This window comes from Archangium gephyra, from assembly GCF_042230915.1.
GTDB lineage: Bacteria > Myxococcota > Myxococcia > Myxococcales > Myxococcaceae > Archangium > Archangium gephyra_B.
Genome location: NZ_CP102578.1, coordinates 2576489 through 2599584, shown reverse-complemented (window position 1 = coordinate 2599584; position 23096 = coordinate 2576489). Strand labels below are relative to the sequence as shown.

The 23096-nt window shown below is 69.9% G+C and carries 19 protein-coding genes; 14 read left to right on the top strand and 5 right to left on the bottom strand.

Features of this window, described 5'->3' with window-relative positions; translation table 11 throughout:
• The first annotated feature begins 2 nt into the window (after positions 1-2).
• The 9 genes from NR798_RS10365 to NR798_RS10325 all read left to right on the top strand — a co-directional run bounded on the left by NR798_RS10365 (position 3) and on the right by NR798_RS10325 (position 13536).
• Positions 3-983 (top strand): ABC transporter permease, encoded by a 981-nt coding sequence (locus NR798_RS10365; protein ID WP_375771288.1) that lies wholly within the window; start codon positions 3-5, stop codon positions 981-983.
• The gene (locus NR798_RS10360) at positions 976-2736 is read left to right on the top strand and encodes a dipeptide/oligopeptide/nickel ABC transporter permease/ATP-binding protein (RefSeq protein WP_375771287.1); all 1761 of its coding nucleotides are present in this window, start codon (positions 976-978) and stop codon (positions 2734-2736) included. The genes NR798_RS10365 and NR798_RS10360 overlap by 8 nt, the downstream gene beginning before the upstream one ends.
• 44 nt (positions 2737-2780) lie before the next feature.
• Positions 2781-3728 (top strand): ABC transporter ATP-binding protein, encoded by a 948-nt coding sequence (locus tag NR798_RS10355; RefSeq protein WP_375771286.1) that lies wholly within the window; start codon positions 2781-2783, stop codon positions 3726-3728.
• Positions 3709-5082, top strand: a complete 1374-nt coding sequence (locus NR798_RS10350; protein ID WP_375771285.1) for a GH1 family beta-glucosidase — start codon at positions 3709-3711, stop codon at positions 5080-5082. Before NR798_RS10355 ends, NR798_RS10350 begins: the two co-directional genes overlap by 20 nt.
• A complete protein-coding gene (locus NR798_RS10345; protein ID WP_375771284.1) occupies positions 5079-8285 on the top strand; it encodes a glycoside hydrolase family 2 TIM barrel-domain containing protein in 3207 nt (1068 codons plus the stop codon). Before NR798_RS10350 ends, NR798_RS10345 begins: the two co-directional genes overlap by 4 nt.
• Positions 8286-8295: 10 nt before the next feature.
• Positions 8296-8850, top strand: coding sequence for a hypothetical protein (locus tag NR798_RS10340; protein WP_375771283.1), 555 nt, complete (start codon positions 8296-8298; stop codon positions 8848-8850).
• Complete coding sequence (locus NR798_RS10335; protein WP_375771282.1) at positions 8847-9494, top strand: hypothetical protein; 648 nt, start codon at positions 8847-8849, stop codon at positions 9492-9494. Before NR798_RS10340 ends, NR798_RS10335 begins: the two co-directional genes overlap by 4 nt.
• 233 nt (positions 9495-9727) lie before the next feature.
• Positions 9728-11686, top strand: a complete 1959-nt coding sequence (locus tag NR798_RS10330; protein WP_375771281.1) for an alkaline phosphatase PhoX — start codon at positions 9728-9730, stop codon at positions 11684-11686.
• A gap of 89 nt (positions 11687-11775) precedes the next feature.
• On the top strand, positions 11776-13536 hold the full coding sequence (locus NR798_RS10325) for a hypothetical protein (RefSeq protein WP_375771280.1): 1761 nt from the start codon (positions 11776-11778) through the stop codon (positions 13534-13536).
• Between the two features lie 21 nt (positions 13537-13557).
• Here the strand turns inward: NR798_RS10325 and NR798_RS10320 are convergent, their stop codons facing one another.
• Complete coding sequence (locus NR798_RS10320; protein ID WP_375771279.1) at positions 13558-15774, bottom strand: neutral/alkaline non-lysosomal ceramidase N-terminal domain-containing protein; 2217 nt, start codon at positions 15772-15774, stop codon at positions 13558-13560.
• Between the two features lie 305 nt (positions 15775-16079).
• On the opposite strand from NR798_RS10320, the gene NR798_RS10315 reads away from it, so the two are divergent.
• Entirely contained in the window at positions 16080-16724 is a 645-nt protein-coding gene (locus tag NR798_RS10315) for a hypothetical protein (protein ID WP_375771278.1), read from the top strand.
• Between the two features lie 74 nt (positions 16725-16798).
• On the opposite strand, the gene NR798_RS10310 is transcribed toward NR798_RS10315, so the two are convergent.
• From NR798_RS10310 to NR798_RS10295, 4 genes are all read right to left on the bottom strand, one after another.
• Positions 16799-17491, bottom strand: coding sequence for a hypothetical protein (locus NR798_RS10310; RefSeq protein WP_375771277.1), 693 nt, complete (start codon positions 17489-17491; stop codon positions 16799-16801).
• A 117-nt stretch (positions 17492-17608) separates the two neighbouring features.
• Entirely contained in the window at positions 17609-18916 is a 1308-nt protein-coding gene (locus tag NR798_RS10305) for a cytochrome P450 (protein WP_375771276.1), read from the bottom strand.
• Between the two features lie 107 nt (positions 18917-19023).
• On the bottom strand, positions 19024-20115 hold the full coding sequence (gene recA, locus NR798_RS10300; RefSeq protein WP_375771275.1) for a recombinase RecA: 1092 nt from the start codon (positions 20113-20115) through the stop codon (positions 19024-19026).
• A 109-nt stretch (positions 20116-20224) separates the two neighbouring features.
• Positions 20225-20989 (bottom strand): hypothetical protein, encoded by a 765-nt coding sequence (locus NR798_RS10295; RefSeq protein ID WP_375771274.1) that lies wholly within the window; start codon positions 20987-20989, stop codon positions 20225-20227.
• 243 nt (positions 20990-21232) lie between these two features.
• Between NR798_RS10295 and NR798_RS10290 the strand changes: the two genes are divergently transcribed.
• The 4 genes from NR798_RS10290 to NR798_RS10275 are packed head-to-tail and all read left to right on the top strand — an operon-like array spanning position 21233 to position 23089.
• The gene (locus tag NR798_RS10290; protein WP_375771273.1) at positions 21233-21829 is read left to right on the top strand and encodes an RNA polymerase sigma factor; all 597 of its coding nucleotides are present in this window, start codon (positions 21233-21235) and stop codon (positions 21827-21829) included.
• Positions 21826-22296, top strand: a complete 471-nt coding sequence (locus NR798_RS10285) for an anti-sigma factor family protein (protein ID WP_375771272.1) — start codon at positions 21826-21828, stop codon at positions 22294-22296. The genes NR798_RS10290 and NR798_RS10285 overlap by 4 nt, the downstream gene beginning before the upstream one ends.
• Positions 22296-22829 carry a DUF3106 domain-containing protein gene (locus NR798_RS10280; protein WP_375771271.1) on the top strand — a complete coding sequence of 178 codons (534 nt, stop codon included), beginning with the start codon at positions 22296-22298 and terminating at the stop codon, positions 22827-22829. The genes NR798_RS10285 and NR798_RS10280 overlap by 1 nt, the downstream gene beginning before the upstream one ends.
• Positions 22826-23089 carry a hypothetical protein gene (locus tag NR798_RS10275; protein WP_375771270.1) on the top strand — a complete coding sequence of 88 codons (264 nt, stop codon included), beginning with the start codon at positions 22826-22828 and terminating at the stop codon, positions 23087-23089. The genes NR798_RS10280 and NR798_RS10275 overlap by 4 nt, the downstream gene beginning before the upstream one ends.
• Positions 23090-23096 lie beyond the last annotated feature (7 nt).

The following is a 23096-nucleotide window of genomic DNA, read 5'->3' as shown; positions in this document are numbered from 1 at the left end:
CGATGCACTACGTCTTCCGGCGGCTCGGCTTCTACCTGCTCGCGGCGTGGGCCTCGCTCACGTTGAACTTCGTCATCCCCCGGCTCGCCCCGGGTGACCCGGCCTCCGCCATGTTCGCGCGCTTCGAGGGCCGCGTGCAGCCCGAGGCCATGGAGGCGATGCGCGCCGCCTTCGGCTTCACGGATGCCCCCTGGCACGTGCAGTACTTCACCTACCTGAAGCACCTGTTCACCGGAGACCTCGGGCTGTCGTACGCGTACTACCCCTCCCGCGTGTCGGAGGTCATCGGCACGGGGCTGGTGTGGACGCTGGGGCTCGCCGGGTGCGCCGTCGTCATCAGCTTCGCGGTGGGCTCGATGCTCGGGGTGCTCGCGGCGTGGAACCGCGGTGGGTGGTTGGACTCGGTGGCAGCGCCCGTCTTCGCCTTCCTCGGGGCCTTCCCCTACTTCTGGCTGGCCATGCTGTCGCTGTACCTCTTCGGCTTCGGGCTCGGCTGGTTCCCCCTGCGCCACGCGTACTCGCATGACCTGGAGCCGAGGCTGTCCTTCACCTTCGCGGCGGACGTGGCGCGCCACGCGGTGCTGCCGGCCGCCTCCATCGTGGTGGCCACGCTCGGCGGATGGATGCTGGGCATGCGCAACACCATGGTGGCCACGCTGGGCACGGACACCCTCCGGCTCGCTCACGCCAAGGGGCTGCCGCCCTGGCAGGTGATGATGCGGTACGCCGCGCGCAACGCGCTCCTGCCCAACGTCACCAGCTTCGGCATGGCCCTGGGCTTCGTGCTGGGCGGCTCGCTGCTGACGGAGATCGTCTTCTCCTACCCCGGCACCGGCTACCTGCTCATCCTCGCGGTGCGCAACCAGGACTACCCCCTCATGCAGGGGCTCTTCCTGGTCATCACCCTGGCGGTGCTCGCCGCCAACTTCGCCGTGGACCTGCTCTGCCTCTGGCTGGACCCGAGGACCCGCGCCCATGCGTGACTCCATCCGACGCCTGCTCCGCCACCGGAAGGCCGCGGTGGGCGGGAGCATCCTGCTGTTCTTCCTCGTCCTGGCCCTGGTGGGGCCCTGGCTGGTCATGGACCCGAGCGACCTGGTGGGCCGCCCCCACCAGCCGCCCTCCCGCGCCCACCTCTTCGGGACGACGGGCCAGGGACAGGACGTGCTCGCGCAGACGGTGGTGGGGGCGCGCGAGACGCTCGCGGTGGGCTTCGCGGTGGGCCTGCTCGTCACCCTGGTGGGTGCGCTCATCGGCGTGACGGCCGGCTACCTGGGCCGCCGGGTGGACGACGCGCTGTCGCTCACCACCAACGTGTTCCTCGTCATTCCCGGGCTGCCGCTGGCCATCGTCCTGGGCGCGTACCTGCCCTCGGGGCCGCTGCGGATGGTGGCCGTGCTGACGGTGGCGGGCTGGGCGTGGAATGCGCGCGTCTTCCGCGCCGAGGCGCTGTCCCTGCGCAACCGGGACTTCGTGGCCGCGGCATTGGTGACCGGTGAGAGCCGGGCCCGCATCATCGCCCGGGAGCTGCTGCCCAACATGGCCTCGCTCATCGCCTCCTCGTTCATCGGCAACACGCTCTACGCGGTGGGCGCCCAGGTGGGCCTGGAGTTCCTCGGGCTTGGGGACGTGGGCGCGGTGACGTGGGGCACCAACCTCTACTGGGCCTCCAATGACGCGGCGCTGTTGACGCGCTCCTGGTGGATCTTCGTCCCCACCGGCGTGTGCATCGCGCTGGTCGGCTTCTCGCTGACACTGCTCAGCTCCGCCATCGACGAGCTGACCAACCCAGCGCTCAAGGCCCCTCCGGCGGTGGCCCCCATCACCCCGGTGGTGTCGGCCGCGCAGGCCGAGCCGCAGGCGCCCGGTGTGCTGCTGAGCGTGCGCGAGCTGTGCATCGACTACGCGACGGAGCGCGGCCCCTCCCGGGTGGTGGACAACGTGTCCTTCGACATCGCGCCCGGCGAGGTGCTCGGCCTGGCCGGGGAGTCGGGCAGCGGCAAGTCCACCATCGGCTTCGGACTGCTGCGCCTGCTGCCCCCCGCCGCGCGCATCACCCAGGGACGCATCCTCTTCAACGGCACGGACGTCACCGCCCTGGACGCGTCCGCACTGCGCGCCTTCCGCTGGTCCCAGGTGTCCATGGTGTTCCAGAGCGCCATGAGCGCGCTCAACCCCGTGCTCACGCTGGGCGAGCAGTTCCACGACACGCTGGCGGCGCACGGGCGCACCTCGCGGGCGGCCTCCTACGCCCGGGCGGGGGAGCTGCTGGCCATGGTGGGGCTGTCGCCGGAGCTGGTGAAGGCCTGGCCGCACCAGCTCTCGGGCGGCATGCGCCAGCGGGTGGGCATCGCGCTCGCGCTCGCGCTGGAGCCCAAGCTGGTGGTGATGGACGAGCCCACCACCGCGCTGGACGTGGTGGTGCAGAAGGAGCTGCTCCAGCGGATGCTCGAGCTGAAGGAGCGGCTGGGCTTCGCGGTCCTCTTCATCACCCACGACCTGCCGCTGCTGCTGGCCATCTCCGACCGCGTCGGCGTCCTCCAGGGCGGCAAGCTGGTGGAGGTGGACACCTCGGAGCGGCTGCGCACCGGGGCCCGCCACCCGTACACGCGCCTGCTGCTGTCGTCTTTCCCCCACCTCACCGCCGACGACGCGGCCGGGCCGTCGCCGGACCTCGCGCTCGCGGCCAACGCACCGGCGCCCGCACGGGCCGCGCTCCGTGGAGGTCACTCATGAGCCCTCCCTTGCTGGAGGTCACCGGGCTGTCGCGCAGCGTCCCCGTGGGAGGCTTATTCTCCCGGTCCCGGCGCACGCTGCTCAATGGCGTGTCGTTCACGCTGGAGCGGGGTGAGATCGTCGCGCTCGTGGGCGAGTCCGGGAGCGGCAAGAGCACGCTGGCCCGGGTGCTGGCGCGGCTGGACACGCCTGACGGCGGGAGTCTGCGGCTCGGCGGCGAGGACGTGCTCGCTGGAGAACGCCAGGGTGCCTCGCTCGCCTACCGCGGCCGCGTGCAGATGGTGTTCCAGGATCCGTTCGCCTCCCTCAACCCCGTGCACACCGTGGCCCACCACCTGGAGCGGCCCCTCCTGCGCCACGGGCGGGCCACGCAGGCGGAGCTCCAGTCTCGCGTCCACGCGCTGCTCGAGTCGGTGGGGCTGACGCCAGCGGAGTCCTTCGCGCGGCGCTTCCCGCATGAGCTGTCCGGCGGCCAGCGCCAGCGCGTGGCCGTGGCGCGGGCCCTGGCGGTGGAGCCGGACGTCATCATCGCGGACGAGCCCACCTCCATGCTGGACGTGTCCACCCGCCGGGAGGTGCTCCAGCTGCTGCGAGGCCTGACGCAGGAGCGCGGCATCGGCATCCTCTTCATCACCCACGACCTGGCGAGCGCCCGGCACCTCGCGGACCGCGTCATGGTGCTGTACGCGGGCAGCGTCGTGGAGTCGGGGCGGACGGCGGACGTCCTCGCGGCTCCCCGGCACCCGTACACGCGGCTGCTGCGCTCGGCCGTGCCGGAGGGTGCGGACTTCCTCCGGGCCCCGCTGCCGGTGAAGGCCGCGGCGGGGCCCGTCCCCTCTCAGGGTTGTGCCTTCGCGCCTCGCTGCCCCCATGCGGACGCGCGGTGCCACGCCACCCGTCCTCCTGAAAACCACCCCGCGGCGGACCACCTCGTCCGCTGCCACCTCGAATCCTCGAAAGGAGTCCTCGACAATGCGGCAGTTTCCTCCTGACTTTCTCTGGGGCGTGGCCACCTCCGCCTTCCAGATCGAAGGCGCCACCTCCGCCGATGGGCGCGGCGAGTCCATCTGGGACCGCTTCTGCGCCACCCCCGGCAAGATCGCCGACGGCACGGATGGCAAGGTCGCGTGTGACCACTACCACCGCTGGCGCGAGGACGTGGAGCTGATGCGCTGGATGGGCGTCAAGGCGTACCGCTTCTCCGTCGCCTGGCCGCGCATCCTCCCGGCCGGCCGCGGCAAGGTGAACCAGGCGGGCCTGGACTTCTACTCGCGCCTGGTGGACGGGCTGCTGGAGAAGGGCATCGAGCCCCTCGTCACGCTCTACCACTGGGACCTTCCGCAGGCCCTGCAGGACAAGGGCGGCTGGCCCGCGCGTGACACGGTGAGCGCGTTCGTCGAGTACGCGGACGAGATGAGCCAGGCGCTCGGCGACCGCGTGACGCGCTGGATCACGCACAACGAGCCCTGGTGCATCAGCTTCCTGGGCCACGCCAACGGCGAGCACGCGCCCGGGCACAAGAACCAGTGGGGCGAGATGCTCGCCACGGCCCACCACCTGCTGGTGTCGCACGGGCAGGCCGTCTCCGTCATCCGCGCCAACGTGAAGAACGCCGAGGTGGGCATCACCCTCAACCTCTGCCCCGCGCAGCCCGCCTCGCCCAGCCCCGAGGACCTCGACGCGACCCGCGCCTTCGACGGCAGCTTCAACCGCTGGTTCCTGGATCCCCTCCACGGCCGCGGCTACCCGAAGGACGTGGTGGCGGACCACCTGGCGGCCGGCCGCATCTCCTCCGAGACGCTGGACTTCGTCCGCGACGGAGACATGGAGGCCATCGCCACCCCCACCGACTTCCTGGGCGTGAACTACTACTCGCGCGGCATCATCCGCAGCGACCGCATCCCCGAGGAGAAGAACGCCCCCCGCACCGTCCACGCCGAACCCGAGCGCACGGACATGGACTGGGAGGTGTTCGCCGGCGGGCTCACGAATCTGCTGACGCGCCTGCACAAGGACTACCAGCCGCCGCGCATCTACATCACCGAGAACGGGGCCGCCTACGCCACCGGTCCGGACGCGGACGGGCGCGTGCGTGACACCAAGCGCGCCCAGTACCTGAGCTCGCACCTGGAGGCGTCGCTGGACGCCATCCGGCAGGGCGTGCCGCTCGGGGGCTACTTCGCCTGGTCCCTGCTCGACAACTTCGAGTGGGCCTTCGGCTACCAGAAGCGCTTCGGGCTCGTCTTCGTGGACTACGCCACCCAGAAGCGGATTCCCAAGGACAGCGCCCACCTCTACCGCGCCGTGGTGACGCAGAACAGCCTGGACGTGGAGAAGGCGGCATGAGCGCCCTCACCCTCGTGACGTGTCTGGCGGTGACGCTGTCCCAGACGCCCGCCCCCGCCGAGCCGGCCGCCGACGCACCGGTGGCCCCGGCCGCCCCGTCCCTCCAGCCCACGGCGGCAGCGGCTGCGGCCCCCACGGCGGTGCAGGCCGTGCGCGTCCACCACGACGAGCGCGGCTTCAAGCTCCAGGTCGACGGACGGGACTTCCCCATCCGCGGCATGAACTGGGGCTACACGCCCATTGGCGAGAACTACCGCTACTCGCTCTGGAACCAGACCGACGACTTCATCGAGTCGGTGCTCAAGCGGGAGATGACGCTGCTGCGCGACATGGGCGTCAACGCCATCCGCCAGTTCGACGACATCCCCCCGCGCTGGGTGGAGTACATCTACCGGCGCTACGGCATCTACACCGTGGTGAACCCGTTGATGGGCCGCTACGGCACCAACGTGGACGGCGTCATGGTGCCGAACACGGACTACTCCAACCCGGTGCACCGCAAGGCCCTGCTCACGGACCTGGCGCAGCGGGTGGAGCGCTACCGCGACACGCCCGGCGTGCTGATGTGGATGCTCGGCAACGAGAACAACTACGGCCTGCACTGGACGGGGTATGAGATTCAAGCGCTCCCCGGCCAGGAGGACGCCGCGCGCGCCGAGCACCTCTACTCGCTGATGGGCGAGGCGGTGCGCACCATCAAGGCCCGGGACACCCACCACCCGGTGTCCATCGCCAACGGTGACGCGCAGTACGTGGACCTCATCGCGCGCCACGCCCCCGAGCTGGACATCTTCGGCGCCAACGTCTACCGCGGCGCCTCCGCGCGGGACCTGTTCGACGTGGTGCTCCAGAAGCTGAACAAGCCGGTGATGTTCACCGAGTTCGGCGCGGACGCCTATGACGCCAAGGCCGGCCGCGAGGACCACCTGGCGCAGGCGGACTACCTGCGCAAGCAGTGGGAGGAGATCTACACGCAGAGCTACGGACACGGCCGCGCGCAGAACGCGCTTGGCGGCTTCGTGTTCCAGTGGGTGGATGGCTGGTGGAAGATGGGGCAGGAGTCCAACCTCTCCGTCCACGACGCCACCGCCTCCTGGCCCAACGCTGGCTACCCGAGCGACTACGTCGAGGGCCAGAACAACATGAACGAGGAGTGGTTCGGCATCAGCACCCTCGGTCCCGAGGACGAGGCGGGCATCGCCCGGGTGCAGCCGCGCACGGCCTACTACGTCCTGCAGGCGGCCTTTCGCTTGGATCCGTACGCCGCCACCACCACCTCCGACACCATCCGCCAGCACTTCGAGGCCATCCGCCCGACGGAGCTGTCCCGCGGCTACGAGTCCTCCATGGCGCTGGCGCGCACGGAGGAGCTGAGCGCGGTGCGTGTCTCCAACCTGCGGCTGGTGATGGACAGCTCCATGTCGCGCGGGAGCATCGCCACGACGCGGCCCAACCTGGACACGGTGGACCACACCGAGTCCATCTTCTTCGATCTGGCGATGCAGCCCACCTCTGGTGTGTACGGGCGCGCGTCGTTCAACATCGTGGGCAACGTGGCGCAGAACCGGCTCAACAACCTGTTCTACGAGAACCGGGGCACGCAGCCCACTCCCACGACGGGCGTGGGCGCCACGCCGGTGCCGGGCACGGGCGCCGTGGGACAGCCGCTCGGGCTGGAGCGCTTCGCGCTGTACCAGGCGGAGTTCAAGCTGGACCGGGAGGAGTTCAACCTCGAGGGCTTCTACCGCGTCGGCCACACGCACTGGGGCGAGGAAGGCGACTTCTTCAACCTCTACCGCGAGGCGCACTACGGGCCGAACATCGACATCTACCATGGCAACGCGCCCTTCGGCGTCGTGTTCAGCGGCAAGAAGGGACTGGACGGGCTGAAGGTGGCGGTGGGCCCGGAGCTGTACTGGGGCGCCAACCCCTCCATCGTCGCGAAGTACCGCAAGGGCGTGGGCCCGGTGACGCTGACGCTGGTGCACCAGGAGGACCTGGCCCGGGGCGCGGTGCAGCAGACGGCCTCCGTCATCCGCGAGCGCGTGGCGCGCAGGACGGCGCTGGGCCTCGAGTGGCAACGCGGCCCCATGGGCCTGGAGGTGGGTGGCATCTTCGCGGCGCCGCAGCGCATCGGCGAGGAGTTCATCTGGACGCGGCCCACGGGCGGAGCCAGCTACCTGGGCAGCGGCTACGAGGTGCTCCGGGACAAGGTGCAGTTGCTGGACACGCTCGGCGCCAAGGCGCGGCTCACCTATGACCTGGGCATGGTGCGCATGTTCGCCCAGGCCTCGTTCCGCGGGCTGGTGGCGGACGCGGGCCCCGAGCAGCGCACGGTGCTGACGGGCTGGAGCCTGCGCGAGAGCGGCCGCGGCAACCACTACGCCGGCCAGGCGGGTGTCTCCGTGCAGCTGGGCACCCTCCAGGTGTCGCCCAACGTGCTCTACCAGAAGCCCCTCATCGGGCCCAACCCCACCATCGCCGACACGTTCGACGCGGAGTCGGGGCGGTACTACCCGGGCGTCCGGCCGCGCAGCGTGCTGACGGACTCGTTCACCGTGCTCGACAACCGCGAGACGCTGGGCGCCGAGCTGCTGCTCACCTTCGACCCGACTCCCGGCACGTGGTTCTGGTCCTGGGACCGGGACATGCGCGAGGACGCGCCCTTCGCCGCGGGCCTCGACCTGGTCTACCGCCACCAGCCGACGTCGCGTGACGCGGGCATCGCCATCCTCGCCAACGGCAGCACCATCGCCTTCGGCAAGGCACCGCCCGCCGCGGACGAGTGGGAGGCCACGCTGCGCATGGTGGGCAACCCCACCAAACGCCTGAAGCTGTACGGCACCGCCATGGTGGGCAGCAACCAGTCCTCCGGCGAGGACGCCCGGCAGGTGCTGCGCTACGGCGTGGACGGCACCGTGCTGCTGGACACGCTGATGCTGACGGCGCAGCTGCGCCTGAACGACTGGGGTCCGTACGACTACCACCGCGTCTTCAACCTCACCTACCCGCTCCAGGCCGGAGGAGACCTGTCGTACGGCCTCAAGCGGCCGGTGCTCGGCGCGGTGACCACCCGCTTCGGTCTGCGCGGGATGGTGCGCATGTTGGATCAGTACTCGGAGGGCCTCAGCACGGCGGCCCTCGCGGAGGGCTTGAAGGGCCGTGAATACGAGGTGGGTGCGTATGCAATCCTGTCGCTCTGAGGGAGGCCGTATGAAGACGTGGCTTGTGCTGGCCGCGGCCGTGGGCATCTCCGGGTGCTACGAGCCCGCCAGCTTCGTGTATGGCGAGTCGCTGGAAGGCCTCACGCTCCAGCTCCACAGCCCCGACGTGGGCATCTACCCGGATGACTCGGTGCTGGCGGATCCGAACAACCCCTTCGCGCACGCCACGCCCGGCGTGGAGACGAAGTGGAAGATCCAATCCAGCGGGGCGCACGTGGCCGCGTTCTACTCGTGGGCCACGCTGCTCGCGCGGGAGCCCGGCGGCGAGGCCCAGTTCTACGTGGGCAACACCCTGCTGGCCGTCTACCAGAACGGCGAGGCGAGCCAGGCGGAGCTGCCCAGGGTGAAGGCGCAGGCCCTCCGCGCCTACCAGTCCGTGCTCGACAACTTCCCCGACTCGGTGACGTACGACGCCACGGGAACGATTGCCTATGACCTGGTGACGCCCGCGTACAAGGGCATCGTCGAGATGGGCGGCACGGTGCAGGGCGGCTGGACGCTGGTGAAGCTGACGAACGGTCAGGACAGGGCGGTGAAGCCATGAAGCGGATCGCTGGATACGCCGTGCTGGCCCTGCTGGCCGCGTGCAGGCCGGACCCGGGCGAGTCGGACTACGAGAACCAGGTACCGTCCACCCCGTCCACCGGTGGCGAGGACCCGGACATGCTCCCGGGCCCGTTCCCCTACCAGACCGGGCAGCGCCGCCTGGGCGTGGGCTTCTACGAGGGGGGCCGCTCCGACGACATCCCCGTGGATAACAGCACCACGTTCGTCTACCTGTACGAGAGCACCGTCACGCTGGAGCCCTCCTCCACGCACGTGGAGGGCAAGTCAGCGGACCTCGTCGTCCACGCGGGCAAGGCCTGGCTGGGGTTCGGCGTGCACTGGAACTCGCCACGCAACCTGAGCACGTGGAAGACGCTGCACGTGAGCCTGCGCTCGTCCGACCCCGGCTTCGCCCTGGTGGAGGTGGGAATGAGCGACGACACCAAGGACGTGAAGCTCAACGTGGAGAAGTACGGGTACGACAATGATGGCCAGTGGCACCACCTGGCCATTCCGCTGACGGAGTTCACGGCGGGTGGCCTGAAGCTGGGTGTCGTCGACGCCCCGTTCATCTTCGTCGCCGGGTCGGGCGCTCCGGCGGACAAGCTGCTGCTCGACAACCTGTACTTCACGGCGGAGTAGCACCGGAGTGCATGCCGGCGGCGGCAGGTCCATGCCGGGCCTCCGCCGCTGCGTCCCGTGCCAGCCGCGCCGAGGGAAAGCGATTGAATCCCCGGTACGGGCGGCCAGGCTCGCCGCGGTGTCCGTCACACAAACGTCTTGTACGGCAACCACTCGCCGCCAGTAGCATCCGCGGCAATCGGAGCCAGCTCGTCAGGCGCTCCGTACCCATTGCCTACAAGATGAGGACACAGATGAGATTCAGTCATTCGCGGCGGCCACGCCGGATGGGGGCCCTGGTGTGGGCGTCCCTGACCACACTCGCGCTCTCCGCGTGCACGGGTGAGACCGGAGCACCAGGCGCCGAGGGTCCGCAGGGCCCGCAGGGTTCGCAGGGTCCGCAGGGTCCGGCCGGCACGGGCAAGTCGCTCAGCTTCACCCCGGTCAATGCCGCGCGCACCGACGCGGAGAAGAGGGCCGTCTACGCCAGCCCCGGGGCGAACGTGAACGGGCAGCAGGTCTCCCTCCAGTACGAGACCGTGCTGCGCTCCGGTCAGCCCCTGGGCGAGCACATCTTCGGGCGCATGGTCCAGAAGAACGGAAGCCCGGTGAAGAACACGGACGGCTCGGACTTCATCTCTCCGACCAACGACTTCTCCGCGATCCTCCAGAAGGGCAACAAGATCTACGAGCTCACCCAGTTCGAGATCACCCCCGCGGCGATGTACCTCTCCGAGCTGCGCCAGGACCCCAACGGCAAGCTCACGGCCATCAGCACCCGGCCCATCGACTTCTCGGGCGTGGAGGGCTACTGGATTCCCTGCGCGGGCAGCGTGTCCCCCTGGAACACGAACCTGAGCAGCGAGGAGTACCCGAGGGATGCTCGCATCTATGAGAACGTGACCTCGGTGGGCGCGCTCGCCGCGGATGAGCGCTCCATGCTCCGCTACTGGGGGCTGGATCCGGCCACCGCCACCATCGAGCAGGCCAAGGCCGTCTACTCCCCGTACCGCTATGGCTACGTGGTCGAGGTCGCGGTGGACGGCTCGGGCACCACCACCGTCACCAAGCACTACGCGGCGGGCCGGCGTGCGCTCGAGCTCGCCTATGTGATGCCGGACAAGCGGACCGTCTACCTGAGCGACGATGGCTCCAACGACGGCTTCTACATGTTCGTGGCGGCGCGGCCGGGCGACCTGTCCGAGGGCCAGCTCTACGCGGCGCGGTGGTTCCAGACCACCCCGTCGGGCGCCCCCTCGGGCCGGGCGGACATCTACTGGCTGCCCCTGGGCCCCAGCGCGACGGACGCACAGGTGAAGGCGCTGATCGACAGCGGCATCCAGTTCTCCCACATCTTCGATGCCGAGGCCCAGAACAGCGATGGCACCTGCCCGGGCGTCGCCGAGGGGTTCCGCGCCATCAACACGGAGACCGGCCGCGAGTGCCTGCGGCTCAAGCCCGGCCAGGAGCTGGCGGCCTCCCGCCTGGAGAGCCGCCGTTACGCGGCCTACGTCGGAGGCACCACCGAGTTCCGCAAGACCGAGGGCATCACGTACAACGCCGCCGCCCACCGGCTCTACGTGTCCTTCAGCGAGCTGAACCAGGGCATGATCAACGATCCGGCGGGCAAGGATCTGGGCGGAGGCAATCACGTCCAGGTCGCCCGCAACGACTGTGGCGCGGTCTACGAGATGGTCGTCTCGCCCAACGCGACCCTCGGCAGTGACTATGTCGTCGAGTCCGCCGCGCCGCTGGTCGAGGGCGTGTGGCTGAAGGCACCCGGCGCCAGCCTCTACCCGAGCAACAGCCCCTTCTACGATCCCACCTTCACGACCTTCGACAGCGCCACCGGCGTCTCCAAGCCGGGGACCGCGAACGTCTGCAGCGTGAATGGCATCGCCAATCCCGACAACCTGTCCTTCATCAACGGCTACGACACGCTGCTCATCGGCGAGGACACCGTCGACGGCCACCAGAACGACATGGTGTGGGCCTACAACATCGTCACGCGCGAGCTGACCCGCATCTTCTCCGCCCCCTACGGCTCGGAGACGACGGGCGTCTACTTCTACCCGGACATCAACGGCTTCGCGTACATCAAGGCCCAGGTGCAGCACCCCTACGGTGAGTCCGACGTGGAGAAGCTGGAGGGCGATGTGAGCCGGGCGCAGTCGTACACCGGCTACATCGGCCCGTTCCCGGCGATGAACTGAGCAACACCCGTCTCATCCAGCCAGCCGTGGGGCTTTCCCGGGAGGACTCCCGGGGAGGCTCCACGGCGTTCCTCGTGGGAGCAGAAGACATGGACCGCCGCAAGGCGACAGGGGTTGTACTGGGGCTCGGCTTGCTCGTGGCCGGAGCGGCCGTCGTATGGCGTGCGAGGGATTCGCGTCCTCCTCCACCGGCGCCCGCCGTCCAGCTGCGGGAGGCGCTCGCGGCCGCCCTGCCGGCGAACACGCGAGAGCCCCCCCGGCTCTCCAATCCGGCAGCCTACCTGCCCGCGCAGTGCTACGCCGTCACCCAGGAAGCGCCCGGGGGCCGCACCCGCAACGGCTGCTTCGCGTGTCACCAGACGCCGCGCGCGCCCAACTTCGTCGAGGACGCCGAGGTCCAGACGGTCCTCTCGGTGGCGCGCTCCGCCGAGGAGAACCGCTGGACGAACCTCCTCCAGCCTCCGCCGCCCGTCGAGCTGCCGGACGCCGAGCTGCTGGCCTGGGTGAGGTCGAGCAACTACGTGGATGAACGCGGTGGGCTCCGGCTCGCCGCGGCCCTGGCGCATCCGCCCGCCGCCTGGGATGGGAACGGCGATGGCCGGTGGGAGGGCTACACCCCGGACTGCTGGTTCCAACCCGACTCCGAGGGCTTCGATCGTTCTCCGCAAGGGGCCATGACGGGCTGGAGGGCGTTCGCCTATGCCCCCTTCCCCGGCATGTTCTGGCCGACCAACGGGAGCGCGGGAGACGTGTTCATCCGCCTTCCCGCCGCCTTCCGGCGCGACGCGGCGGGGCGCGAGAGCACGGCCGTGTACCGCCTCAACCTCGCCATCCTGGAGGCGTACATCCGCCGGGTGGATGTGCCGCTCCCGGCCACGGACGAGCGCGAGCTCGGCTCGGATCTCGACGGGGATGGCGTGCTCGGCACGGCGACGCGCGTGGCCTTCGTATGGCCGCCGAAGCCCGGACGTCCCTTCGGCTACGTGGGACAGGCGGCCGGGCTGGACCGGGTGAAGGACGGCTGGCCCGCCGCCGGCCTCTACCCGCGAGGCACCGAGTTCCTCCACAGCTTGCGCTACCTCGATGTGGAGGGCGGGCAGGTCCGCATGGCCGCCCGGATGAAGGAATTGCGCTACATGAGGAAGACCCGCTGGTTGACGTACAGCGATCTCCAGCTGGCGGCCGAGGCGGAAGCCCGGGAGAAGATGAAGCAACCCGACAAGCTCAAGCGCGTGCTCGCGGACGTGGAGCGCGGGGTGGGCACGGGCACCGGTTGGCTGATGCAGGGTTTCATCGAGGACGCGGGCGGGGAGCTGCGCCCGCAGAACGTCGAGGAGACCACCGCCTGCATCGGATGCCACGGCGGCGTGGGCGCCACCACGGACAGCACCTTCAGCTTCGCGCGCAAGCTCGACGCGGGCTCGGCCTGGCAGGAAGGCTGGTACCACTGGGGGCAGCGGGGGCTGAAGGGCATTCCAGAGCCCAGGCGCGCCGATGGACAGGGCGAGTACGCACACTGGCTCGCGCAAGTGGGAGCCGGAGACGACTACGGGACCAACGACGAGGTCCAGGCCCGCTTCTTCCGGCGGGATGGGACGCTCCAGCCCGGCGCGGTGAAGGCGCTGGCGAAGGACATCTCGGTGCTGCTCGTCCCCTCACCGCGCCGGGCGCTCCTGTTGAACCGGGCCACCCTGGCGCTGGTGAAGGCCCAGCGCTTCGAGCGTGGACGGGACGTGACGGCCGGGGCGCCTCCGAAGGTGAGGGCCCGGCTGGAGCAGGACGGAGCGACGGGAATCAGCCAGGCCGTGCTTCCCGGTTGGGTGGACCCGGCGAAGAGCGCTTCGCGCTGATGTGCGAAGGCGCCCGAGCGTCTAATCCGCGGGCGCACCTCGCGCGTCACACGTCCCCTGCCCCACCTCATCTGGCGCCGGAAGCCCGGCTCCGAGCGCGAAGGGCCGTGAACAGCGCGGGGGTTTGCCCGGCGGGTAGGCGACGAAGGCGAACGTCCCTTGCCTCTCGGGTTGGAACAGCGGGCGAAGCCAGAGGGTCGCCCAGCGGCCCTGCCGCGCCATCAACACCGTGAGGAAGCCCGCCCCGAGATCGTCCTCCCTCCCCTCGCCCGGAATCACGAGCTCGCGCCAGCCCTCCGGCGTCCGCTCCCAGATGGCGACACGGCGCGCGTCCGCCGGGCACAGGGCCTTGGCGCACATCCCCAGGGGCCCGCTCCACGCGAACCAGGGGAGGCCCCGGACGGGAACTCCCCGCGCATCCCGCAGCACCTGGTGCAGGCCATCGTCCGGCCGCGAGATATCGTCACCGGTGAACGCCGGACCAAAAGCGGGGTCCTGCTCGTATCCGGGCCAGAACTTGCGGCGCTCGATCTTCCGCGCCACCGGGCGCACCTCCGACGTGGCGAGCCCGCGCAAGCTGCAGGCGAGGAAGGGCCCTTGCTCCGGCCCCCAGATGGTCGAGGCCCCCACGTAGTCCTGGGCGTTGTACTCGTCGCGCGACGCGCAATACGAGGTGTACTCATTGGCCAGCCCGATGAGCTCCAGCTTCCCGTGAGGCGCCCCGCCGAGCGCCTCGCGAAGGGCCAGTCCCTGCGCGGTGGACACCTCCCCGGGGAGCGTGGCGAGCGTGAGTCCTCCCAGGGAGACGAGCGTGAGGGGAATGGAGTCCGGGAAGCTCTCCGGCGGCGCGAAGGCCTCGGTGAACCGCAACGGGCGCACCAGCCGCGAGTCGAGCGCGGGCAGCTTCATGCCCTGGCCATTCATCGCGCGATCCACCGCGCCCGCGCTCCAGCCCACCTGGTCCAGGACGGTGTGGTCACCCTCGGCACCACCAAACGCGGCGGCGCCGAACATCGGGTACCCGGAGAGAGACCACCGGCCCCGCTCATCGGTGCACATCCGCTCGTCTTCCTCGCCGGGGCGCGTCCGCAACGCACGCAGGGTGAGGGTGGGCTCCCTCTCGAGGAGCACGGGTGTGGTGGAGAGGGCATCCCGGACATTCCTGGCGAAGCGGGTGCCAAACTCCCGGGTGGCGAGCAGGTCCCGGCTCGTCCGGCGCGTCGTGATGTCCCCTTCCGCGCCGTTGAAGAACCCCACCACGGGTTGCCCTTCCGCGGTGGCCCAGTCCCGCTCGAGGGATTGCATCGCGTACCCGACGAAATCGGGGTTGTAGAGCGGCGTGCGGGCCGCGAGGACGGTGGGGTGGACGGCGAAGAAGACGAGTGCGCCCACGCGGTCGCGGCGCTCCCCGTTGACGCGGCGGATGTCCACGACGGTCAGGGCCCGGTCGGTGGCCCTCAGCCGCGGGCACTCCGGCGCATACCACCCATCGGAGGGCTCGCCCGGACGCGGCGCGCAGTCCGGCGCCTCCGCCCCGCTGCTCAACGTGGCGAGCAGCGTGTCGCGCTCACGGTTGAGCATGAAGACATCCGGCGACCGGTTGCGCACGAGCGCGTAATCCACCTGCTGCACGTGCACGGCGAGCTCCACCTGCCCGGGTTGCCGCCGGGCATCGTGGAGGGCCCCCAGGACGGCGTCCGCGATCCTCTCCGCCAGGAACTCGAAGAGCGGCTTGGAGAAGCCCGAATACGCGGAGCCGAACTGGTTGTAGACCCGGGCGGTCATGTAGTTCCCCGGGCTGTGATGGGTGTGCGTCGCCGCGAGGATGAGCGATTCGGGTGGCAGCGACACGGCGAGCTTCTGCTCGGCGGCCTTCGCCGCGATGCGCTCGGCGACCTTCGCATGGAGCCCGCCGGGGAGCGCGAAGAGGTCGCACGACACGAGGGCCAGCGTGCGGCCCGCGCGGTCCTCGAAGAAGAAGGCACGCGCGCGCAGCCGCATCCAGTGGCCTCGCGGGAGCCCTCCTTCGGGGCCATGTCCGCCGGTGGGAAAACCCGGGGGCGGGGTGATGTCCTCCGTCGCCACGCCCGCGGAGAAGCGGTCTAACGGCCTCGGCGCCGCGACCTCGTACCCGTCAACGGACAGCGCCGGCCCTCGCGATGCGATCCGGCCCAACTCCTGAGCCATACGGATATAGGTGCACCCCGGCAGGAACATCAGGCAGGTGGCCAGCGACAAGGCGGCGAGGCCTCGTGAGCACCGCCCCCCTCCGCGCACGAAACTCCCTCGCTGAACGGCGTCTCCGTTGGTCATGCCTGACGCTCCTGGAATGAGTGGCCCCCCACCCCGGCCCGCCGACCACCTGGCTCGGGAAGATACATACCCACTCCGCTGAAGCGGGAACAAAGGCCCACCACTGTCTGGGTGTCAATGAAGGCCGTGTGCCGCCTTGTCCCTGGAAATCGCTCAGGCATTGGAGGCGCAGGCGTAGAGCACCTTGATTTCATGGTCGTGGCGCTCGCGGGTGCTAGCATTCCCGGCCCATGCGCAAGCTCCTCTCCGCCGCTGCGTTCGCAGTCCTGCTTTCCACTGCCGCCTTCGCCGCCGAGCCGAGCGCTCCCGAGAAGGGCGGGACCGAGGCGCCCACCGTCAGGCCCGCCGACGCGAAGGGCATCGACACCGTTGGTGCCACGGACGAGCTCGTGATTCCCGACGGCTGGTCGCTGGTGACCTCGCCCGTGGGCGGGTTCCGCGCCGCCTTTCCCTCCTCGCCGAAGGTGAAGGAGCAGCCCCTGAAGACCGAGGCAGGCTGGGTGCGGATGATCAGCTACGGCGTCGCCCCGAAGAACGACGACAGCTACCTCATGGTGATGGTGGGGCAGTACCCGGACGGCACGATGAGCGCCATGCCTGCCGACCAGGTGCTCAAGAGCGCTTGCGACGGAATGCTGGCCCAGCAAAAGCTCACGCTGTTGACAGACAAGCCGGTGAGCGTGAACGCCCCCAAGGGCAGCAGCGAGCGCTCCTTCCCCGGCCGCGATATCGAGGCCACCCAGGGGCCCGAAGGCATGCGCATCTCCATCCGCATGATCCTCGTGAAGGACCGGATGTACCAGATCATGTTCATGCACAAGAACGAGGACACCGGGCTCTTCAAGCAGCTCCTCTCCACGTTCTCGCTGCAGTAGCGCGGCCCTCGCGGCTGGAGCATCCTCGGGCTCAGGAGGGTGCTCTGCGAGGAAAGGGTTTCCCGTGTTGCGTGTCAGGGATTTCCCGTGGCGTAGGCGAACAGCTCGATGGGGGTGGCGTAGTAGATCCACCCGAAGAAGCCGCCCACGGCCGAGTGGGAGGGCGGCTCGAAGTACGCCTTGTTCCGCACGCCGGTCAGCGCCAGCAGCCCGCCGAGGGTGAGGGTCCACACCACCTGGAGGGTGAAGGTGACGGCGTAGGAGGCAATCACCAGGGGGATGTAGCCAGGGCCGAGCACCCGGGCCTGCAGCAAGTGCATCCGCTCGTGCTGACCGGCGCCCCCGAGGTTCACCGTCCCGATGGTCTGCAGGACGCTGTGGCCGAAGCCCGTCGAGCTCCGGGGTTGGAAGCTGATCCATGCCTTGCCCTCGGAATCCGTGCGCGAGGGCGAACCGAACAGGATGTAGATGATGTTGCCGAGCACGAACCCGGCCACCGTGTTCGGCAGGCTCCAGGTCAGGTCGACGAACAGCTCGACCCAGCCGACGGCCGTCTCCAGGTCGTAGATGCATAGGATGCCCGCCTCCAGCCCATAGAGCAGGCCGAAGCCGCCTCCCACGATGAGCGCGACCTTGGGTAATTCCGAGACGGTCTGGGGCGAGAAGACGCCCTGCCATACCGGCAGCACGCTGATGATCAGCAGCATCGCCGTGGGCACGACGAGCGAGATGAGGAACGTGAGCAGACCCTGCACGGTCTTGGACATGAAAGCCCTCCTGAGGCTGTTGGTGGCGTCAGCGGGCGGAGAGAGAACGGCACGGGATGTGACGGAGGCGGCGCCTGCCAGGCGTGTGGAGGACCAGGCAGGCAAGGCCTCGGAGCGCTATGCGTGCAACAGCTCGACCTCCCCGCGCGGCCCGACGGTCGTGTTCCGCACCGCCACCCGCACCGGCTTGTCGCTCGCTGCGCGCAGGTCGTGCTTCCTCAGGATGGCCGCCAGCACGAGCTTCATCTCGTAGAGCGCGAACGCGGCACCGATGCAACGGCGCGCGCCGCCGCCGAAGGGGAGGTACTCGAACGGGGTGTAGCTGCGCTCGAGGAAGCGCTCGGGGCGGAACCGCTCGGGCTCCGGGTAGAGGTCGGCGCGCCGGTGCACCTGGAGGATGGAGATTCCCACGGAGATGCCCGGCGGCAGCTCGAACCCCTGGAGCGTGAGGCCCTTGCGCAGCGTCCGGCCGATGAGGGGTGCAACGGGCTCCAGGCGCAGCGCCTCGGAACAGACCGCCTCTAGATAGGGCAGGCGCGCGACGGCTTCAGGGTCGAGTGGCTCCGGCAGGCCACGCAGCTCCTCCACGAGCCGCGCCTTCACCGCCGGCTCACGGTGGATGTGGTGGAAGGACCAGGCCAGTGCGCTCGCGGTGGTCTCGTGGCCGGCGACGATCAGGTTCATCATCTGCGTTAGCAGCTCGTCGTCGGTGAGCGCGCTTCCGTCCTCATACCGGGCGGAGAGGAGCAGGCTCAGGATGTCTTCTCGCGGCTCCGGCGAGGCCCGGCGCACGCGCAGCTCCTCTTCGAACAGCGCAAAAGTGTGTGCCCGCCTCCGCTGGAAGCGCGCCCAGGCACTCAGGCCCAGCAACGGGCGGCGCAGGGACTCGATGAACATGAACGACGGTTTGAGCGCCGCGATGACCGCCAGCACGGCCGCCTTGAAGGCCTCCCGCCTCCCCGGCTCCCGGAGGCCGAGGACCGCCTCCAGAATCACCTGGAGGGAGATCTCCTGCATCGTCCGGTGGACCGGGATGGGCCGGCCGCGCTGCCACCGGGCGGCGTGCGCCTCCGCGGCGTCGAGGATGATCTGCCCATAGGCGCGCATGCGTGCGCCATGAAAGGGCGGCAGCTGCAGCTTGCGCATGGCCCGGTGGCGCTCGCCGCTGAGCAGGATGAGGTTGCTCTCGCCGAGGATGGGCCCGAGCAGCTCCGCTCCGAGCGCAGAGTAGGTGTCGGGATCGGCCGTGAACAACGTCCGGATTCCCTCGGGCGAGCCGGTGACCACCATCGGGCCGAGGAAGCTCGGCCACGAATACGGATCTCCGTACCGCCGCGCCGTCTCGAGCGGGAATCCGTAGGGATCGCGCAGAGACCTCAGCGTGGTGACGAGGGCATTCCCTGGACCGGGCGGCAGGCGAGTCATGCCCGCACCGTACACCTGGCCTGGGACACCGTGACTCACCCAAAAGTACGGGGCCGCCCCCCTTTCGGGAGACGGCCCCTGGGTACTTCAGGCACGGAAGGCTTGGACTACTTCGCGGCCTTCACGCGCTGGCGCTTCTCGGTGTGGCCCTCGGCGGGAGCCTCCTCGGTGGGAGCCGGGACGGCGGCCAGGGCTGGCTTGCCGATGCCGTACTTCTCCATCACCTGCCGCTCCACCTCCAGGCGCACCTCGGGGTGGTCGCGCAGGTAGTCCTTCGCGTTCTCCCGGCCCTGGCCGATGCGCTCTCCCTTGAAGGAGAACCAGCTGCCGCTCTTCTCGATGATGCCGTCGTTGGACGCCATATCGATGAGGTCGCCCTCCCTCGAGATACCCGTGCCGTACATGATGTCGAACTCGACCTCCTTGAAGGGAGGCGCCACCTTGTTCTTCACCACCTTCACGCGGGTGCGGCTGCCCACCACGTTGTCGCCATTCTTGATGGCGCCCACGCGGCGGATGTCCAGGCGCTGCGACGCGTAGAACTTCAGCGCGTTACCGCCCGTCGTCGTCTCGGGGTTGCCGAACATCACGCCAATCTTCATGCGGATCTGGTTGATGAAGATGACGCACGTCTGGCTCTTGCTGATGGTACCCGTCAGCTTGCGCAGCGCCTGGCTCATGAGGCGGGCCTGCACACCCATGTGCGCATCGCCCATCTCGCCCTCGAGCTCGGCCTTCGGCACCAGGGCCGCCACCGAGTCCACCACCAGCACGTCGATGGCGCCCGAGCGCACCAGCATCTCGGCGATTTCCAGGGCCTGCTCGCCCGTGTCCGGCTGGCTCAGCAGCAGGTCATCGGTGCGCACGCCCAGCTTGCGCGCGTAGCCGATGTCCAGCGCGTGCTCGGCGTCGATGTAGCCGGCCACGCCGCCGCGCTTCTGCGCCTCGGCCACGATGTGGAGGCAGAGGGTCGTCTTACCGGAAGACTCCGGCCCGTAGATCTCGACGATGCGGCCCTTGGGCACGCCGCCAACGCCCAGCGCGATGTCGAGCGAGACGCTTCCCGTCGAAATGGCCTGAACATCCCGGACCAGCGGCTCCTCGTTGCCGAGCCGCATGATCGACCCCTTACCGAACTGGCGCTCCACCGCGGACATCGCCAATTCGATCGCCTTCTCCTTCTCTGGATTCACGGCCATTTCGTCTTGCTCCTTGCGTATGCGGCGAGCCACCCCGGCCCACCTGAACTCGCGTTTAGTATCGCGTAAGGATGACCCTAGTCCATCCCTCTGACATGACCCACGGCGTTCACCGCCGAGGCAGCATGAGGAGCAACCAGGCCAACAGTCCAGCTCCTCCGCTGAGGGCTCCGTAGTAACCGCCGAAAAAGCCCAGATACAGCTGAACGAGCGACAAGACGAGCAGCCCGAGCAGGCCCGCCCGCTGTGACGCCGAGCGTTCAGGGCCCAACACCCCCGGCACCAGGGACAACAGCGCCAGTCCCATGAGGAGGACGAGGGGCAGCGGCTCATCCAACAAGTCCCCCCCATGCCGGGAGGAGAACTGCCACCACTGCGCGGCACTGCCCGCCACCAGGAGCGTCCCGGCCGCCGTGGGCACCCAGGGGAAAACCGGGGAGTCCTCGGCCTGGCCGCGCAGAAAGGCCAGGTCCTCCGGGCGGACCTCCAGCGCGTAGGGAAAGCCGAGCCGCGTGAGCGCCTCGGTGGCCGCGGCCCGGCACGAGCGGCCCTCCGCGTCCGCCAGCCCCGCCAGCCGGCCGCTTTCCAGCAGCTGCTCGAGCAGGTCCGCCACCTCCCGCGAGCCCCCTCCGGCCGCCAGCGCGTCCAGCTGCTGATTCAGCGCCCCGGCCACCCGCGTGCGCTCGGCCTCGCTGGCCGCCACCCGGGCCTCCCCAACGAGGGTACGCACCTGCTCCGGCGTCGCCTCGGGCACGGCGGGGCCAGGCGGTGCCTCCCAGGGGGCCAGCGACGGCAGCTCCGCGCTCCCCTCTTCCCCCCGTTCGCCCTGACGGGCACCAGAGGGGGGCGGACGGGTATGGGTGGTGTCGGACACGGCTGGGACTCTAATGACCGGCGCCCACGGCCTTCAAAGCTTCCCGCGTCTCCCCTCCCCCGGAGCTTCCGCCAGCCGACGCCGGGGCCGCCCGGCGCCACCCGGAGGACAGCACCCCGCCCTCCAGGGAGGGATGTGGGCCTCTTTCCTACCTGATGCCGGAGAGGTGGGCGGGGACTCCGGTACGCTCGGAGGCGAAATCCGCCCCGCAACTCTTTCCGGGGTCCCGGGTTGGAGGGAAGCGTGGAAGCGGACTCGGACGCACAGATGATGCTGCAGGTGGCGGCGGGCGACCGGCGGGCGTTCGCGCTGCTGTTCGACCGGTACCACGTGAGCGTGGCGCGCTTCGCGTTGCGCTTCGTGGGGGACCGGGAGCGGGCCGAGGAGCTGACCCAGGACATCTTCGTGAAGCTCTACCGCAACGCGAAGAGCTACAAGCCGTCGGCGAAGTTCAAGACGTTCCTCTTCCGGGTGGCCACGAACCACTGCCTCAACGAGGTGCGGCGCGGAGAGTACCGGGTGGAGCACACCTCGACGGAGGCGCACGAGGACGAGGCGGGCCTGGAGGTGGCGGGAGGGGAAGGAGACAGGCCGGACCAGGCGCTGGCGGGGCGGGAGCTGGAGCGGGCGGTGGGCGAGGCGCTGAAGGCGATGAGCGAGCGGGAGCGGGCGGCCTTCACCATGTGCCGTTTCGAGGGGATGGCGTACCGGGACATCGCGGAGGCGCTGGAGGCGAGCGAGGCGGCGGTGAAGAGCCTCATCCACCGGGCGACGCTGGCGGTGGCGCGCAAGGTGGAGGAACTGCAGACGGGCTCCGTGCCCGCGAGGAGCAGGGCATGAGTTGTCCATTCGAGGAAGACCTGACGGCGTACGTCGACGGGGAGCTGGCGCCCGCGCGGCGCGCCGAGTTGGAGGCGCACCTGGGCGGCTGCGCGGGCTGCCAGGGCACCGAGGCGCTGCTGCGGCGCACGGTGGCGCGGATGGCCGAGCTGCCCGACTTCACCCCCTCGCCGGCCATGCGGCGCGAGGTGCTGGCGAAGCTGGACGCGCTGCCACCGACCCTGGGCGAGCGGTTGCGGGCGCTGCTGAGACCCTCGGTGCTGGTGCCGGCGGCGGGGCTCGCGGCGGTGGCGGGGCTGGCGCTCTACACCGCCACCCCGAGCGAGCCCGCCCTGGAGGTGCCGGACGCGGGCACGCTGGAGCTGGCGATGAATCTGGAAGTGGTCGAGGACTACGACGTCGTCGGCCTGGAGAATGGCGAAGACCTGGAGGTGATCGCCAACCTCCATGAGCTGGAGGTGCGGTGATGATGGGCCGGAACAACGTGGCGCGGGCGGGGCTGATGGTTGCGCTGCTGTTGGGCGGAGCGGGCCGCGCGGAGGAGACGCAGCCGCAAGAGCCCCCGAAGCAGGAGCAACCCCAGCGGCCCCAGACGGCGGCCGAGCGCTTCCAGCAGCTCTCCCCCGAGCAGAAGGAGGCCCTGCGGGCGAAGCTGCGCGAGCTCAAGGCGATGCCGCCGGAGGAGCGCGAGCGCATCAAGGCCAACCTGGAGCGCTGGAAGCAGATGCCCCAGGAGGAGCGCGAGCGCGTCCGGGCCAACCTGCGCGAGTTCCAGCGGCTGACGCCCGAGGAGCGCAACCAGCTGCGCGAGCGCTTCCGCGAGTTCCGCGGGATGAGCCCCGAGCGCAAGGCGGAGGTGCGCCAGCGGATGCGGGCGTACCTGCGCGCGCATCCGGAGCGGCGCGAGCAGATCATGGAGAACATGCGGCGCTGGCGGCAGATGACGCCCGAGCAGCGCCAGCAGATGCGCGAGCGGATGCGTGAGAGGCGGCGGCAATGAGCGGGCGCCACGCGCTGTGGCTGGCCGCCCTGCTGGCCTCGGGGACGGCCGCGGCCGCCGAGCCCCCACCTGCGCCCAAGGAAGCTCCACCCCTGAAAGAGGCTCCACCCCCCACGCCCCAGCGGGCCCCGGCGCCCCGAGGCACGGCACCAGAGCTGACGGCGGAGGACAAGGAGGTGGTGGAGAACCTCGAGCTGCTGGAGAGCATGGAGACGGTGGAGGACCTGGACCTGCTGCTGGAGCTGGGCAAGGAAGAGTAGAGTGGCG

Bases quoted from the DNA above. Each gene is read 5' to 3' on its own strand.
- NR798_RS10315 (WP_375771278.1), top strand. From the start codon at position 16,080: ATGCGCAAGCTCCTCTCCGCCGCTGCGTTCGCAGTCCTGCTTTCCACT.
- NR798_RS10310 (WP_375771277.1), bottom strand. From the start codon at position 17,491: ATGTCCAAGACCGTGCAGGGTCTGCTCACGTTCCTCATCTCGCTCGTC.
- NR798_RS10280 (WP_375771271.1), top strand. From the start codon at position 22,296: ATGATGGGCCGGAACAACGTGGCGCGGGCGGGGCTGATGGTTGCGCTG.
- NR798_RS10345 (WP_375771284.1), top strand. From the start codon at position 5,079: ATGAGCGCCCTCACCCTCGTGACGTGTCTGGCGGTGACGCTGTCCCAG.
- NR798_RS10360 (WP_375771287.1), top strand. From the start codon at position 976: ATGCGTGACTCCATCCGACGCCTGCTCCGCCACCGGAAGGCCGCGGTG.
- NR798_RS10330 (WP_375771281.1), top strand. From the start codon at position 9,728: ATGAGATTCAGTCATTCGCGGCGGCCACGCCGGATGGGGGCCCTGGTG.
- NR798_RS10335 (WP_375771282.1), top strand. From the start codon at position 8,847: ATGAAGCGGATCGCTGGATACGCCGTGCTGGCCCTGCTGGCCGCGTGC.
- NR798_RS10285 (WP_375771272.1), top strand. From the start codon at position 21,826: ATGAGTTGTCCATTCGAGGAAGACCTGACGGCGTACGTCGACGGGGAG.
- NR798_RS10275 (WP_375771270.1), top strand. From the start codon at position 22,826: ATGAGCGGGCGCCACGCGCTGTGGCTGGCCGCCCTGCTGGCCTCGGGG.
- recA (WP_375771275.1), bottom strand. From the start codon at position 20,115: ATGGCCGTGAATCCAGAGAAGGAGAAGGCGATCGAATTGGCGATGTCC.
- NR798_RS10340 (WP_375771283.1), top strand. From the start codon at position 8,296: ATGAAGACGTGGCTTGTGCTGGCCGCGGCCGTGGGCATCTCCGGGTGC.
- NR798_RS10350 (WP_375771285.1), top strand. From the start codon at position 3,709: ATGCGGCAGTTTCCTCCTGACTTTCTCTGGGGCGTGGCCACCTCCGCC.
- NR798_RS10365 (WP_375771288.1), top strand. From the start codon at position 3: ATGCACTACGTCTTCCGGCGGCTCGGCTTCTACCTGCTCGCGGCGTGG.
- NR798_RS10305 (WP_375771276.1), bottom strand. From the start codon at position 18,916: ATGACTCGCCTGCCGCCCGGTCCAGGGAATGCCCTCGTCACCACGCTG.
- NR798_RS10325 (WP_375771280.1), top strand. From the start codon at position 11,776: ATGGACCGCCGCAAGGCGACAGGGGTTGTACTGGGGCTCGGCTTGCTC.